Genomic DNA, 14,685 nt, shown 5'->3' with positions numbered 1-14,685 from the left:
GGGCGCCCGCCGCGACCTCCGCCCGGATCCGGGCGTTCTGCCGGTCCCAGGCGGTCGCGCGTACCACCGTGCTCGTGGTCAGGTCGTACACCGGCCGCACCAGGGCGGCCGTGCTCCCGACGGCGATCGCACCCACCGTGACCAGCACCGCGGCGCGTGCGGCGGGCCGGCCCGCCGCCCGGAGCGCGAGCCCCAGCCGGTACCCGCCCCACGTGCCGTACGCGCAGAGGGCGAGGAGCAGGGGGAGCAGGAAGCTCGTCCAGGTGCGCCCGTAGGTCCAGCCCACGTCCCCGTAGCCGGTGCGCAGCCCGTAGGTGACGGCCAGGCTCGCGAGGGCGATCAGGGGCAGCGGAAGCAGTACCGCGATCCGGAACAGCCGGCGCGGGGGGAGCCCGGTGGCGGGGGCGTTCTTCCTCGTCGTGCGGGAGAGCCCCAGGCCCAGCAGCACTCCGACGGCGGCGGCGCCCGCGTACGCCCACTGGCCGCCGATCGTCTCCCACACGTGCCACCAGTCGCGGAACGTTTCTCTCAGGAGCGAGAACGACAACGGCTCCGGCGGATGCTGGGCGCGCCGCCACCGCGCCCCCGGTGACGTGGTGAGCAGGACGAGGCCGGCGGCGAGGCCCAGGCAGGCCGCCGCGCACCAGGTCGACGCGTACCGGTCCTTCGCCCAGCCGAGCCGGGGCAGGCAGAGGAGGCCGGCCGCGACCGCGAACACCCCGGCCACCAGGGCGAAGGGCTCGCTGAGCATGCCGAGCGCCGTTCCGAGCAGCAGCACCCCGACCACCGCCGCCGACCGCTCCCACCCGCGCCCGCCGCGGGCCGCGCGGACGGCGCCGAGTACGGCCCAGAGGGCGATCACGCTCGGGAGGGTGTGGGAGATGGTCGCCGGGGCCCAGAGCAGCACCTGGTAGGAGCGGGTGCCCGCGAAGAACAGCAGCGCCGAGAGGAGCGCAGCGGCCGCGGCGAGCAGGACCCGGGAGGGCGGGGGCACGTGCAGGGCGCGCAGCGCCGCGCGGGCGAGGAGGAAGAGCGCGGCGCCGAGCGCGACCACGAGGAGGGCGGGCAGCAGTTTCGGCCCCCGCATGTCGTCGGAGTAGATCAGGCCGGTCAGGAAGGCGTTGGTGACGCGTCCGTTCTGTGTGCGGTAGAAGTCCGCGGTGATCCCCAGGACGCCCATGTCCCGGGCCTTCCACAGGGCGCACCAGTCGTCCGAGGTGGGGCGGACGTAGAGCCCGAGGAAGGCGCCGACCGAGAGGAGCGCGCCGGCGCCGGCGGCGACGACGAGCCCCGTCCAGGCCAGCGCCCGCCGCGTGCCGTCCCCGTGCTCCGTGTCCCTCGTCTCGTCCTCGCTGTCGTCCTCGCCTTTGCCCTTGCCTTTGCCTGTCAGCGCGCTGCCGTGCTCTGGGGTGGTCGTCCTACTCACCGGTCATCGCTCCAGGTGGTCAAGATTCGTGGCACGGCGTCTCAATGGGTGACAAATGGGTAAGGATGCCCCGTATATGAATATCTTCCCCGCATGCTTTGCTGCATGGACGACATGCCGACCAGGAGAGGTCACCCGGGCGACGCCCAGCGGTCACCGCCGCTCAGTACCTTGGCCGCGCTGCTCGAAGGAGAGTTCGGTGGCGGTCCCTCAGGACGTACTCTCGCTCATCCCTCTGGAGTGACCGTTCCATGACCAGGCTTTCCGTCGTCGTCCCCTGCTACAACGAAGAGGACGTCGTCGAACGGTTCGACGCGCGCATGCGCCAGGTGCTCGACGGCCTCCCGGTCGGCTACGAGATCTGTTACGTGGACGACGGCAGCTCCGACGGCACCCTCGGCAAGCTGCGCGCGATCGCCGCCAGGCACCCGCACCGCACCCAGTACGCCTCCTTCAGCCGCAACTTCGGCAAGGAGGCCGCCATGCTCGCGGGCCTGCGCAAGTCCACCGGCGACGCCGTGGTGATCATGGACGCCGACCTCCAGCACCCGCCCGAACTCCTGGCGCGCATGCTGGACCTCTACCACCAGGGCCACGACCAGGTCATGGCGAGACGGACCCGCGAAGGGGACAAGAAGCTCCGCTCGGCGCTCAGCCGGGTGTACTACCGGGCCGTCAACCGCTGGGTCGACGTGGAACTCACCGACGGGGTCGGGGACTTCCGCCTGCTGTCCCGCCCCGCCGTCGACGCCCTGCTCTCGCTGCCCGAGTACAACCGCTTCTCCAAGGGTCTCTTCTCCTGGATCGGCTTCGACACCGTCACCTTCGACTACGAGAACGCCGCGCGCGAGGGCGGTGAGACGAAGTGGAAGTTCAGCTCCCTGCTCAACTACGGCATGGACGGGCTGATCTCCTTCAACAACCGCCCGCTGCGCATCGCGCTGTGGCTGGGGATGATGCTCAGCGGCCTCGCCGTCCTGTACGCGGCCTGGGTGGCCGTCGCCGCGATCACCCAGGGCGTCACCGCACCCGGATACGTCACCCTGGTCGCGATCATCGTCGGGCTCGGGGGAGTGCAGATGGTGATGCTGGGACTGATCGGCGAGTACATCGGCCGGATCTACTACGAGACGAAACGGCGGCCGCACTTCCTCGTGAAGGAGACCCACCGCTCCTTCGGGCGCGGGGCCGCCGAGCTCGCCGCCGCCGAGCGCATCCGCGTCGTGGCCACCGACCGGGACCGCTGATGGCGTCCGGCGGCGAGGGGAGCGCGCGACGGGCACGGCGGGCACGGTTGGCCGAGATCTTCCGGTTCGCGCTGGTCGGCGGCGTCAACACCTGCACGTTCTTCGGGTGTTACCTGCTCCTCCACCCCTGGATGCCGTACTTCGCCGCGTACTCCCTCGCCTTCGTCCTCAGCATGGTCGGCTCCTTCTTCCTCAACACCTACTTCACCTACCGCACCAAGCCGACCTGGAAGAAGTTCGCCCTCTTCCCCCTCACCAACGTCACCAACTACCTCGTGCAGAGCGTCGGGCTGTACGCGCTCGTCACCTGGGCCGGTATGGACGACAGGATCGCGCCCCTCGTCGCGGCCGTCGTCGCGATCCCGTTCACCTATCTGATCTCCCAGCGGATCCTGGTGCCCCGCGGCAAGGCGGCCGGGGGATCGGACGGTCCGGAGGGCCCGGAAGGGCCCGGTCCAGAGAACGGAATGGACGAGCGGCAGCCCTCCCGCCTCGCGTAGATTGCCAGGCAGCCGCGGCGGGGCACGCGCGGCGCGTGGGACAGCCGAGTGAGGACGACGCAGGTGACGACGCACGTGACGGGACAGACGGACGTGGCAAGGCAGTACGTGACGGAGGCCCGCAGGATCGTCGTCAAGGTCGGCTCCTCCTCGCTCACCACCGCCTCCGGAGGCCTCGACGCCGACCGCGTCGACGCCCTCGTGGACGTCCTCGCCAAGGTCCGCAGCGGCGGCGAGAAGGAGATCGTCCTCGTCTCCTCCGGAGCCATCGCGGCAGGTCTCGCACCGCTCGGCCTCACCCGCCGCCCCAAGGACCTCGCCCGCCAGCAGGCCGCCGCCAGCGTCGGCCAGGGCCTCCTCGTCGCCCGCTACACCGCCTCCTTCGCCCGCTACGGCGTCCGCGTCGGCCAGGTCCTCCTCACCACGGACGACACCAGCCGCCGCGCCCACTACCGCAACGCCTACCGGACGCTCGACCAGCTCCTCGCCATGGGCGCGCTGCCCGTCGTCAACGAGAACGACACCGTCGCCACGGACGAGATCCGCTTCGGCGACAACGACCGGCTCGCCGCCCTCGTCGCCCACCTCGTCCGGGCGGACCTGCTCGTCCTGCTCTCCGACGTCGACGGGCTGTACGACGGCGACCCGGCCAAGCCCGGCACGTCGAGGATCGCGCAGGTCACCGGCCCCCAGGACATCGCCCACGTCGAGATCGGCGCGGCCGGCAAGGCCGGCGTCGGCACCGGCGGGATGGTCACCAAGGTCGAGGCCGCCCGGATCGCCGCAGCCGCCGGCACCCCCGTGGTCCTCACCTCCGCGAGCCGCGCCGCCGACGCCCTCGCGGGCCGTGACACCGGCACGTACTTCCACCCCACCGGCCGCCGCTCCGCCGACCGGCTCCTCTGGCTCGCCCACGCCTCCACCCCGCAGGGCTCCCTGACCCTGGACGACGGAGCCGTACGAGCCGTCGTCCAGGGCAAGAAATCCCTGCTCGCGGCCGGTATCGCCGGCGTCGAGGGCGACTTCGTGGCCGGCGACCCCGTCGAACTCCGCGACGCGGAGGGCAGGGCCGTCGCCCGCGGCCTCGTCAACTTCGACGCCAAGGAGATCCCCCAGCTGCTCGGCCGCTCCACCCCCGAGCTCGCCCGGGAACTCGGCCCTGAGTACGAGCGCGAGGTCGTCCACCGCGACGACCTGGTCGTCATCCGCTGAAACGGCTGAAAGTACGGCCATCCGGAAGGGACGTTTACCAAAACCGCCCCATCTGCCGCCTCGGGCTGGTCAACTTTGTCTCGGGGGTAAGAGCAAGGCGGGGTACAGCACCACACGCATCACACAGGAGGCCGCCGGTGAGACGAGCGCGCCCTGGGGCACCGCCCCGCGGGACTGCCGAACGCGCCCTGACCAGTGTCGAGGCCGGAGCCGACTTCGACGAGGCACGGGACAGGTCCACGGACAGGAAGACCGAGACCACCACCGAGACACGGGAATCACGCGCCGAGGAGCGGCCCGTGTCCAGACTCTGGCACATCACCCTCAGCGTCTCCGGGGCGGAGGCACCGCTGAAGGAGGTGCGGCGCGGGCTCGAACAGCTGGCCCATGACCACCCCTTCCTGCTGACCAGCCGCTATGCCAACGACCACGCCGAGATCCGGTACTGGGAGGAGGCCCGCGACCTGCACGACGCCGCGGCCGTCGCCCTGCGCCTGTGGGGCGAGCACCGGCAGACCGCCAAGCTGCCGCCCTGGGAGATCGTCGGCCTCGAGGTCATCGACCGCGAGACCTACCACCTGCGGATCGCCGAGGGGTACGGCCCGCCACCGGCGGCCCCGGTCGGCGTCCACCCCTACTGAGGGCGTCTCGGACCGAGCACTTCTCGGACCGAGCGTGTCTCGGAGTGCGGGATACGTGAGGGATGTCCGCAGGGGTGCCAGTACCCTGCGGGCATGACCTCGCTCACGCCCCTCGACAACCTCTCCCCGGTCACCCGGGCCGCCTACCGGGCCCGTGGCGCCGCCGCCGAAATCGCGCCACTCCCGCGCTCGGCCAAGGACGACGCCTTGCTGGCGATCGCGGACGCCCTCGAAGTCCGTACCGCCGAGATCGTCGAGGCCAACGCCGAGGACATCGCCAAGGCCCGCGAGGCCGGCACCGACGAGGGCATCATCGACCGCCTCACCCTCACCCCGGAGCGCGTCCGGGCCATCGCCGCCGACGTCCGCCACGTCGCCGCGCTGCCCGACCCCGTCGGCGAGGTCGTCCGCGGCTCGACCCTCCCCAACGGCATCGACCTCCGCCAGGTCCGCGTCCCGCTCGGCGTCGTCGGCATCATCTACGAGGCCCGCCCCAACGTCACCGTCGACGCCGCCGCCCTCTGCCTCAAGTCCGGCAACGCCGTCCTGCTCCGCGGCTCGTCCTCCGCGTACGCCTCCAACAACGCCCTCGTGAAGGTCCTGCGCGACGCCGTCGGCGGCGCCGGACTGCCCGCCGACGCCATCCAGCTCGTCCCCGGCGAGTCCCGCGAATCGGTCCGCGAGCTGATGCGCGCCCGCGGCCTCGTCGACGTCCTCATCCCGCGCGGCGGCGCCTCCCTGATCCGCACCGTCGTCGAGGAGTCCACCGTCCCGGTCATCGAGACCGGCACCGGCAACTGCCACGTCTACGTCGACGCCAACGCCGACCTCGACATGGCCGTGGACATCCTGATCAACTCCAAGGCCCAGCGGCCCAGCGTCTGCAACGCCGCCGAGACCCTCCTCGTCCACCAGGACATCGCCGAGGCCTTCCTGCCCCGGGCCCTCGACGCCCTCGCCGAGGCCGGCGTCACCGTCCACGCCGACGAGCGGGTCCTCACCCACGCCCCGGCCTCCAAGGCCACCGTCGTACCGGCCACGCCCGAGGACTGGGAGACCGAGTACCTCTCGTACGACATCGCCGCCGCCGTCGTCGACTCCCTCGACAAGGCCGTGGAGCACATCCGCATGTGGTCCTCCGGCCACACCGAGGCGATCGTCACCACCTCGCAGGCCGCGGCGCGCCGTTTCACCCAGCTGGTCGACTCCACCACGGTGGCCGTGAACGCCTCCACCCGGTTCACGGACGGCGGTCAGTTCGGATTCGGCGCCGAGATCGGCATCTCCACGCAGAAGCTCCACGCCCGAGGCCCCATGGGCCTTCCCGAACTGACCTCGACCAAGTACATCGTCACCGGCGACGGTCACGTTCGATAACCGGCTCCTTTCGGTACGGGCGGGGAGGGTTCGCACACTCCCTGCCCAAAACCACCTCCCGGGTCTACTCTGAAACCGTGCCGGACGACGTGGGGGGCATGCCGTTTCCGGACGGCGGGGACCCTGAGGACTCTGTCGACCGCGGAGGCGCCGACGAGGACTACGCCACCGTGGTCTTCGACGAGGCCTTCGTACGGGCCGCCACGGTCCACGAGCCGAGCGCGGTCGAGCGACTCCTCGCCGCCGCCCAGGCCCGCGCGGAGGCCGAATCCGCCCGGACCCGCGCCGCTGTCGGATCGGGGGACGACGACCCCTACGAGGACGGTTACGACCCCGCGGGCCTCACCTACGAGCCCGACGACATCGGGGACGACGCCAGCCCCTACGGCCGCCACGGCGGCGCACTGCGCCCCTACCGGGGCAGCGCCCGCTGGCACCGGCCCGTCGCCTGGCTCCTGGCCCTTCTCATGGGCATCGGCATGGTCGCCCTCGCCTTCAGCGCCGTCTACCGCGGCGCCGTCGCCAACCGCCAGGACCGGGTCCCTCCGCCGGCCATGACCGGCGTGGACACCCCCAACCCGGCCCCGGCCCCGCCCGCCGAGTACGCACCGCCGCGGGTCTCCGTCGCGCCCCGTACACCCTGACGGCGGCACCCTTCCGAAGTTGTCGTACATCTCGGCGTTTACCGACGCCTCCGCCGACCTACCCTGAAGGTATGGCAGGGCGTGGCGACCCGCCTGAGGGGACACCCGAGGGTCTCCCCGGCGGTGGTGAGGACGAGTACCGATCCGTCGTCTTCGACGAGTCGTTCGTCCGCGCTGCCCGCCTCCAGGAGTTCTCCGCCCAGGAGCGGATGGGGGAGTACGCCCAGCCCGTCCGGTCCCGGGTCGCCCGGGAGGGCAGAACCGGATCCCGCCAGGCCGTGCTGCTGGTCCTGCTGATCCTTCTCGCCTTCGGCACCGCCATCTACCTCGGCGTCCGCAACCCGTACCAGCCCCCCGCCGACCAGCGGGCCGAACCCCTGCGGACCACCGTGGTCCCCCTCGCCCCGCAGGGCGCCGTCCCGGGCGGGCAGCCCGACCAGCTCTTCGCCAACAGCCCCGTCGCCGAGTACCGCACGGGAGCCGCCGGCATCAACCTGCCCGTCGTCGGACGCACGTCCCACTTCGCCGAGAGCCAGGTCGTCTCCGCCCTCAGCATCGCCAAGGACTACCTCGTCGCCTCGTCCCTGGAGCCCGACATCCTCGCCGGGACGACCGTGCGGCCCGTCCGGCTGCTGCTCGACCCCGATCAGCTGGAGCAGTTCGACCGGAGCATGGAGTCACCGGCCGACGACGGACAGCACGCCCTCGCCGGCTGGCTCGTCCGCTTCGACCCGCGGCAGGTCGTGCTCGCCGACCCCGCCACCCGCGTGCAGGGCACGCTCCGCTTCGAGGAGACGGGCCCGGACACGCTGGACGTCACCGCCGACCACACGTTCACCTACGCCCTGCGCCCGGCTGCCGGCGGCGTGGGACCGGCAGCCGCGGCCTCGCTCTTCACCGTCCACCGCGTGGTGCACTTCCGCTTCGACCGCGAGGACCTGCGCATGCACCGGGTCGAGCTGCTGGCCAGCACGGTGGAGGCCGGACCGCAGGCCTGCGGCCCCGGCTCCACCGGCGCCCTGAAGCCGCTCCTGGCCGGAGCGCGGGTCCCGGAGGCGGACGGGCCGGCGGTCACCGACCCGTACGCCACGACCAGGCCCGCGGCCCCGTCCCTGTGCGGCGCGCTGGCGCCGAGCGCTCAGCCCTCGCTCTGACCGTCCGCGGCCTTGCCGTCGGCCTCCTTGGTGCTCTGGCCGCCACCCTGCCCGGCGCTCGGGTCGCTGCCCTGGCCGTTGCTCTGGCCGTTCGCCTGGCCGGCGAAGCGGTTGCGCAGCCGCCCGCCCAGGTCGCCCGCGAGGTCACCGGCGCCCCCGGCTATGTCCCCGACCAGCTTCATCAGGGGATCCTTGCTGGTCCGCACCGTCTCGGAGTAGTGCGCGGCCGACTCCCGGAAGGAGTCCGTGACCGAGGTGTCCTTGTCCTCCGAGCGCTTCGGGTAGTGCCCGTCCATGATCCGCTGGAAGTCGCGGCTCTCCGACCACTTCTTCAGCTCCGCGGCCCGCACGGTGGTGAAGGGGTGCGAGCGGGGCAGCACGTTCAGGATCTTCAGGACCGAGTCCCGCAGGTCACCGGCCTTCTCGTACTCGTCGGCCTGGGCGAGGAACGCGTCCACGTTCATCTCGTGGAGGTGGTTGCCGCCGGCGATCTTCATCAGACCGCGCATCGAGGCCTGCACGTCCTGCCCGACGAGGAGCCCGGCCCGGTCGGCGGAGAGTTCCGACTTGCGGAACCACTCGCGCAGCGCCGTCACGATGGCCGTGATCGCCACCGTCCCCAGCGGCACCCAGGCGATCTTGAGCGCGAGGTTGGTGAGGAAGAGGAGGATCGTGCGGTACACGGAGTGGCCGGAGAGCGCGTGGCCCACCTCGTGGCCGATGACCGCCCGCATCTCCTCCTCGTCGAGCAGCTCCACCAGTCCGGTGGTGACGACGATGATCGGCTCGTCCATGCCGATGCACATCGCGTTGGGCTTGGGGTCCTGCGTGACGTACATCGACGGGACCTTCTCCAGGTCCAGGATGTAACAGGCGTCCCTCAGCATGTCGTTGAGCTGACTGAACTGCGCGTCGCTCACCCGGACGGAGTCCGAGAGGAACAGCAGTCTCAGGCTGCGCTCGGGGAGGAGTCCGCTGAGTGCCTTGAAGGCCGTGTCGAAGCCGCTGAGCTTCCGCAGCGCGACCAGCGCCGAGCGGTCGGCCGGGTGTTCGTAGGCCCGCGAGGAGATGCCGGGGAACCGCTTTCGCTGCCTGCTCGGCACGTTCCCCTGGTGGTTCTCGGTCATGGATGCCCCCTGTTCGTACGAGTCGGTGCTCGTCCCCCTGACGGACCCCAGCCTAGGCGGTGGCGCTACCGTGTGCCGGAGCCTGTGGATAACTCGGGCACAGCGGACCAGCGAGGAGCACGACCGACATGCCGGACACCATCGACGCGACCGCGGCCCTGCTCGCGGCCGCCGCACCGGAAGGCCCGGGGAACACCCTCCGGATCGTGCTGCTCGTCTCGATCGTGGGAGCCGCCCTGCTGGCCTGGTTCCTGCTGCGCGGCTACCGCACGGACGACACCGCCACGCGCACCGACGGCGATGCCGACACCGGCACCGGAACCGACGCCAACAGCGACGACAACGCCAACGCCTGAGTCGGCGTGAGACTGTCCGGACGGCCCGCATACGATGTCCGCGAAGTCTCCGCTCCCATTCCCGATCGATAGGTCCTGTTGACGATGAGCCTCCACAGCACCGCCGCCAACCTGGTCACGCTCGCCGAGGGCGCCGCCGAGCACGGCGGCAACCACGACAGCCTCAACCCCTACCTCACCGGCTTCGGCGCCTTCGGTGCGCTGCTCCTGCTGCTGTGGATCACCACGCGCTTCAACCGCGACCGCTGATCCGACGACCGCTGATCCGGCGTCCGCCGCGGTGCCAGTAGGCTCTGCACGCATGGGAGAGCAGGAAGTGTCTACCGGCGGCCGCGGCAAACGCCGACTCGGCGTGATGGGCGGAACGTTCGACCCGATCCACCACGGTCACCTGGTGGCCGCCAGCGAGGTGGCCGCCCTGTTCCACCTCGACGAGGTGGTGTTCGTGCCGACCGGCGAGCCCTGGCAGAAGGGGCACAAGGCCGTGTCCGCGGCGGAGGACCGCTATCTGATGACGGTCATCGCCACCGCGTCCAACCCGCAGTTCTCGGTCAGCCGGATCGACATCGACCGACCCGGCGCGACCTACACCATCGACACGCTGAGGGACCTGCGCTCTCTCAACAGCGACTCGGACCTCTTCTTCATCACCGGGGCCGACGCGCTGTCGCAGATCCTCACCTGGCGCGACGCCGAGGAGCTCTTCTCGCTCGCGCACTTCATCGGCGTCACCCGGCCGGGCCACGACCTCACCGACGACGGACTGCCCAAGGGCGGCGTCTCGCTGGTCGAGGTACCCGCGCTCGCGATCTCGTCCACCGACTGCCGGGCGCGGGTCGCCCAGGGCGACCCCGTCTGGTATCTCGTCCCGGACGGTGTGGTGCGCTACATCGACAAGCGCCAGTTGTACCGCGGCGAGTGAGCTTCGGGGAGGGCCACCGGTGAACGACCAGCAGAATCCGTACGATCCGTACTATCCGCAGCCGCAGATCATCGGCTACGACGAGTACGGACAGCCGGTGTACCAGCAGCCGCAGCCACCGCAGCAGCCCGGTCAGCAGCACTACGACCCGTACGGCGGTCAGCAGCAGCAGTCGCAGCCGCAGCAGCAGCAGGCGTACGGCTACGACCCCTACGCCCAGCAGCAGCCCGTCCAGCAGCCGCAGTACGACCCGTACGGGCAGCAGGGCTACGCCTACCCCTCGTACGACACGGACACCGGGCAGCAGTGGGCCGCGCAGGCCGAGCCCGCCCCCGTACAGGCCACACAGGCGATGCCGGCCGCGCAGACGGCCCAGGCCGCACCCGCGGCTCCCGTCGCGGCTCCGGCCGGTGTCCCCGGCCAGCGGCCCGCGCCCGAGCGGCCCGGTCCGGCCCGCCAGGGCGACGACGACCGGGACTACCGCACCGAGCAGTTCTCGTTCATCGAGGAGCCCGACGAGGACTCCGAGGACGTCATCGACTGGCTCGCGTTCACCGAGAGCCGCTCGGAGCGGCGCGAGGAGGCCAGGCGGCGCGGCCGCAACCGGATCGTCGCGCTCGTCGTCGTCCTCGTGCTCGCCACCGTGGGCGGTGTCGGCTACCTCTGGTCCGCCGGGATGCTCCCCGGCACCTCCGACCCTGAGCAGCGGCAGAACACGGCGACCGGCCCGCAGAAGCGCGACACGATCGTCGTCCACCTCCACAACACGAAGGGCGGAGGAACCTCCACCGCTCTGCTCGTCGACAACACCACCACCAAGCAGGGCACCACGATCCTGCTCCCCAACAACCTCACCGTCGCCGACGGCGAGGGTTCCGCGACCACCCTCGGCAAGTCGGTCGAGGACGACGGTTCGGGCGGCACCCGCGAGGCGATCGGCAACCTCCTCGGCACCAAGATCACTGGCACCTGGCGGCTCGACACCCCGTTCCTGGAGAACCTGGTCGAGCTGGTCAGCGGCATCGAGGTCGACACGGACACGGCCGTGCCCGACACGAAGAAGGGCGCGGGGCCGCTCGTCGAGAAGGGCGAGAAGCAGACCCTGAACGGCCGCGCGGCCGTCGCCTACGCGACCTACCGGGCGCCCGGCGAGGCCGAGGCCAAGCAGCTCCAGCGCTTCGGCCAGGTCATGTACGGGGTGCTGCGGAAGATCTCCGACGACCCCAAGGCGGCGACGGTCACCGTCGAGTCCTTGGTCCAGATCCTCGACCCGTCGCTCCCCGAGAAGGACCTCGGCGCCTCCCTCGCGAAGCTCGCCGAGCACGCCAAGATCGGCGCCCACAAGACGGCCCTGCTGCCCGTCGGACAGGACGGCACGCTGACCGAGGGCGCCAGCGACAGCGTGGTGAAGGACATCCTCGGCGGCAAGGTCTCCGCCCCCGACGCCGGCGACGTGCCGCGGGTCTCCGTGCGGGACGGATCCGGCAAGGACGCGACCGAGGCGACCCGGGTGGTCCTGACCAACGGCGGCTATGCCTTCATCGGCGGCGCCGAGGCGGAAACCCAGGAGAAGTCGCAGGTCATCTACGGTGACGACGCCCAGAAGGTGACGGCGGCCGAGGTCGCCAAGACCCTGGGCCTCCCGGCCGGCTCGGTCAGCAAGGGCAAGCCCTCGGGAACGGCCGCGGTGACCGTCGTCCTGGGCCAGGACTACAAGGTCCCGGGGGCCCGCTAGAGGCCCTGGGACAAACGTTGGCGGCGTCGTCGGCGGTCCGTGAGACCCTGGAGGGGTACTGGACCGCCGACGAAAGCCTGCTTGTGACCGCTACGGATCGCTCCATCGAGCTCGTCAACGCCGCCGCTCTGGCGGCCGCCGACCGGCTCGCTCACGACATCATCGCGTACGACGTCAGCGATGTGCTGTCGATCACCGACGCCTTCCTGCTCGCCTCCGCCCCCAACGACCGCCAGGTCAAGTCGATCGTCGACGAGATCGAGGAGCGGCTCAACAAGGACCTCGGCGCCAAGCCGGTTCGCCGCGAGGGCGACCGCGACGCCCGCTGGATCCTCCTGGACTACGTCGACATCGTCGTCCACGTCCAGCACAGCGAGGAGCGTGTCTTCTACGCCCTCGAGCGCCTGTGGAAGGACTGCCCCGAGCTCCCGCTGCCCGAGGAAGCCCTGAAGACCCGCGGCAAGGCGGCTGAGCACGCCGCCCTGACCGGTGCCGACATCGAGGCCGGCTCCGGCCTGCCCGAGGGACCGGACGGTGAGCTGAGCTGAGCACCACCAAGGGCGGCAGCGGCCGCCGTATCGTGCTCTGGCGTCACGGCCAGACCTCCTGGAACCTGGAGCGCCGGTTCCAGGGGTCCACGGACATCGAGCTGACGGAGACCGGCGTCGCCCAGGCGCGCCGGGCCGCCCGGCTGCTCGCCGCGCTGAAGCCGGACGCCGTCGTGTCCTCCGACCTGAAGCGGGCAGCGGCCACCGCCGCCGAGCTGGCCGCGCTCACGGGCCACGCCGTCGCCCACGACTCCGCGCTGCGCGAGACGTACGCGGGGGAGTGGCAGGGTCTCACCCACGACGAGATCGTCGCCCGCTACGGCGAGCAGTACGCCGCCTGGAAGCGCGGCGAGCCCGTGCGCCGGGGCGGCGGCGAACTGGAGACCGAGGTGGCCGACCGGGCCGCTCCGGTCGTCCTGGAGCACGCCGACAAGCTTCCCGAGGACGGCACGCTCGTCGTCGTGAGCCACGGCGGCACGATCCGCACCACCATCGGCCGGCTCCTGGGCCTGGAGGCCCGGCACTGGGAGAGCCTGGGCGGGCTCTCCAACTGCTGCTGGTCCGTCCTCGGCGAGGGCGCCCGTGGCTGGCGCCTGCTGGAGCACAACGCCGGCACGCTGCCCGAGCCGGTCCTCGGCGACGACGACTGAGGCGCGTGAGCGGCCTGCCGGGCCCGGATTTCACTTTCCGGCAGGTCACAGGCTAAAGTTCATCTTGTTCGCAGCGCAGAGAGCGCGAAGAACACGAGGGGCTATAGCTCAGTTGGTAGAGCGCCTGCATGGCATGCAGGAGGTCAGGAGTTCAATTCTCCTTAGCTCCACAGTCACCGAATCCCGTCCCCAACAGGGGGCGGGATTCGTCGTTTCCGCCCAGCGTCCTGATCGCGCGGCGGCTCTCCTCGTCGTTCGGTGTGTACGTCACGATCCGGCACTCCGGCATCCCGTTGACGGAGAGGGAGACCGAGGTCATCCGCATCTCGCCGACCGCCTCGTGACGGAAGGTCTTCACCCGGGTCCCCGGCGGCACGACGTCGCCGCTCCGCCAGAGCCGCGCGAAATCGGGGCTGGCCTCCGCCAGGCGTCGTACGAACGCCTCCCAGGCGGGCTCGCCCACATGACGTCCGTACGCGCCCCGCAGCTGGGCCACCATCAGCGGCAGCTCCTGCTCCCGGTCGACCAGGGGGCACGTCGGCTCCGGCGCGGTGAAGAGCGCCCACAGCACGTTGCGTAAACCGAACGGGCCCGTGTCCAGGCCGCTTCCTTCCCACAGGAAGAGCCGCTCGTACGTGGTGTTGGTCGCCAGCACGTCGTACCGCGCGTTGTAGAGCACCGCCGGGTGCGGGTTCAGGGCGTCGAGGATCCCCTGGATCTCCGGGCTGACGACCTCGACGTCCGGGGTGGCGCGCTCCGGCGTGTACGGCACCTCGGCCAAGTGGTAGAGGTGCTCCCGCTCGGGCCGGTCGAGGCGGAGGGTCCGGGCGACGGCGTCGAGCACCTGCGCCGAGGCGTTGATCGGACGGCCCTGCTCCAACCACGTGTACCAGGTCACACCGACCCCGGAGAGCTGGGCCACCTCCTCGCGGCGCAGCCCCGGTGTGCGCCGGCGCAGCCCCGGCGGCATGCCCACGTCCTCCGGGGTCACCCGGGCTCTGCGACCGCGCAGGAACGCGGCCAGCTCAGGCCGTCGGCGCGGCTGGATCGGTACAGCTGCCACAGTCGTCACACCCCCATGGTCGAGTCCCCGTGCCGCTGTTGCCAGGTGCTGTCAGTACCAGCATCAGCGGGCTCTCGTTACCC

At 71.3% G+C, this 14,685-nt stretch carries 16 protein-coding genes and 1 tRNA gene; 14 read left to right on the top strand and 3 right to left on the bottom strand.

What is annotated here, in order from left to right; all coding sequences use genetic code 11:
- Positions 1–1,426, bottom strand: a 1,426-nt coding sequence (locus SGA01_RS21390) for a hypothetical protein (protein WP_174867412.1), incomplete at its 3' end; no start/stop codon positions are given.
- 251 nt (positions 1,427–1,677) lie between these two features.
- Here SGA01_RS21390 and SGA01_RS21385 point away from each other — a divergent pair.
- From SGA01_RS21385 to SGA01_RS21355, 7 genes are all read left to right on the top strand, one after another.
- Positions 1,678–2,673 (top strand): glycosyltransferase family 2 protein, encoded by a 996-nt coding sequence (locus SGA01_RS21385; protein ID WP_141298030.1) that lies wholly within the window; start codon positions 1,678–1,680, stop codon positions 2,671–2,673.
- Complete coding sequence (locus SGA01_RS21380; RefSeq protein WP_141298029.1) at positions 2,673–3,173, top strand: GtrA family protein; 501 nt, start codon at positions 2,673–2,675, stop codon at positions 3,171–3,173. Before SGA01_RS21385 ends, SGA01_RS21380 begins: the two co-directional genes overlap by 1 nt.
- Positions 3,174–3,281: 108 nt before the next feature.
- Complete coding sequence (gene proB / locus SGA01_RS21375) at positions 3,282–4,385, top strand: glutamate 5-kinase (protein WP_057950597.1); 1,104 nt, start codon at positions 3,282–3,284, stop codon at positions 4,383–4,385.
- Between the two features lie 137 nt (positions 4,386–4,522).
- Positions 4,523–5,026, top strand: coding sequence for a DUF8830 family protein (locus SGA01_RS21370; protein WP_141298028.1), 504 nt, complete (start codon positions 4,523–4,525; stop codon positions 5,024–5,026).
- 93 nt (positions 5,027–5,119) lie between these two features.
- Complete coding sequence (locus tag SGA01_RS21365; RefSeq protein ID WP_141298027.1) at positions 5,120–6,403, top strand: glutamate-5-semialdehyde dehydrogenase; 1,284 nt, start codon at positions 5,120–5,122, stop codon at positions 6,401–6,403.
- Between the two features lie 77 nt (positions 6,404–6,480).
- A complete protein-coding gene (locus SGA01_RS21360; RefSeq protein ID WP_141298026.1) occupies positions 6,481–7,047 on the top strand; it encodes an SCO2584 family spore wall biosynthesis protein in 567 nt (188 codons plus the stop codon).
- A gap of 71 nt (positions 7,048–7,118) precedes the next feature.
- Positions 7,119–8,201: an SCO2583 family membrane protein gene (locus tag SGA01_RS21355; RefSeq protein ID WP_141298025.1), complete on the top strand. Its 1,083-nt coding sequence runs from the start codon at positions 7,119–7,121 to the stop codon at positions 8,199–8,201.
- On the opposite strand, the gene SGA01_RS21350 is transcribed toward SGA01_RS21355, so the two are convergent.
- The gene (locus tag SGA01_RS21350; RefSeq protein ID WP_229917526.1) at positions 8,186–9,328 is read right to left on the bottom strand and encodes a M48 family metallopeptidase; all 1,143 of its coding nucleotides are present in this window, start codon (positions 9,326–9,328) and stop codon (positions 8,186–8,188) included. The two genes, SGA01_RS21355 and SGA01_RS21350, sit on opposite strands and share 16 nt — an antisense overlap.
- A gap of 128 nt (positions 9,329–9,456) precedes the next feature.
- On the opposite strand from SGA01_RS21350, the gene SGA01_RS21345 reads away from it, so the two are divergent.
- The 7 genes from SGA01_RS21345 to SGA01_RS21320 all read left to right on the top strand — a co-directional run bounded on the left by SGA01_RS21345 (position 9,457) and on the right by SGA01_RS21320 (position 13,709).
- Entirely contained in the window at positions 9,457–9,684 is a 228-nt protein-coding gene (locus tag SGA01_RS21345) for a hypothetical protein (RefSeq protein ID WP_141298024.1), read from the top strand.
- 84 nt (positions 9,685–9,768) lie between these two features.
- Complete coding sequence (locus tag SGA01_RS41135) at positions 9,769–9,933, top strand: hypothetical protein (RefSeq protein WP_099054282.1); 165 nt, start codon at positions 9,769–9,771, stop codon at positions 9,931–9,933.
- A gap of 52 nt (positions 9,934–9,985) precedes the next feature.
- Positions 9,986–10,606 carry a nicotinate-nucleotide adenylyltransferase gene (nadD, locus tag SGA01_RS21340; RefSeq protein WP_141298023.1) on the top strand — a complete coding sequence of 207 codons (621 nt, stop codon included), beginning with the start codon at positions 9,986–9,988 and terminating at the stop codon, positions 10,604–10,606.
- Between the two features lie 19 nt (positions 10,607–10,625).
- Positions 10,626–12,341 carry an LCP family protein gene (locus SGA01_RS21335; RefSeq protein ID WP_141298022.1) on the top strand — a complete coding sequence of 572 codons (1,716 nt, stop codon included), beginning with the start codon at positions 10,626–10,628 and terminating at the stop codon, positions 12,339–12,341.
- A gap of 83 nt (positions 12,342–12,424) precedes the next feature.
- Positions 12,425–12,889: a ribosome silencing factor gene (gene rsfS, locus SGA01_RS21330; RefSeq protein WP_055646289.1), complete on the top strand. Its 465-nt coding sequence runs from the start codon at positions 12,425–12,427 to the stop codon at positions 12,887–12,889.
- Positions 12,886–13,539, top strand: a complete 654-nt coding sequence (locus SGA01_RS21325) for a histidine phosphatase family protein (protein ID WP_141298021.1) — start codon at positions 12,886–12,888, stop codon at positions 13,537–13,539. Before rsfS ends, SGA01_RS21325 begins: the two co-directional genes overlap by 4 nt.
- Positions 13,540–13,636: 97 nt before the next feature.
- Positions 13,637–13,709 (top strand) — tRNA-Ala (locus tag SGA01_RS21320).
- On the opposite strand, the gene SGA01_RS21315 is transcribed toward SGA01_RS21320, so the two are convergent.
- On the bottom strand, positions 13,691–14,611 hold the full coding sequence (locus SGA01_RS21315) for a helix-turn-helix transcriptional regulator (RefSeq protein ID WP_141298020.1): 921 nt from the start codon (positions 14,609–14,611) through the stop codon (positions 13,691–13,693). The genes SGA01_RS21320 and SGA01_RS21315 overlap by 19 nt on opposite strands.
- Positions 14,612–14,685 lie beyond the last annotated feature (74 nt).

The organism is Streptomyces gardneri, assembly GCF_006539185.1.
GTDB lineage: Bacteria > Actinomycetota > Actinomycetes > Streptomycetales > Streptomycetaceae > Streptomyces > Streptomyces gardneri.
Note: the sequence above shows the minus strand (reverse complement) of the source record. Positions and strands in the feature narration are given on the sequence as shown.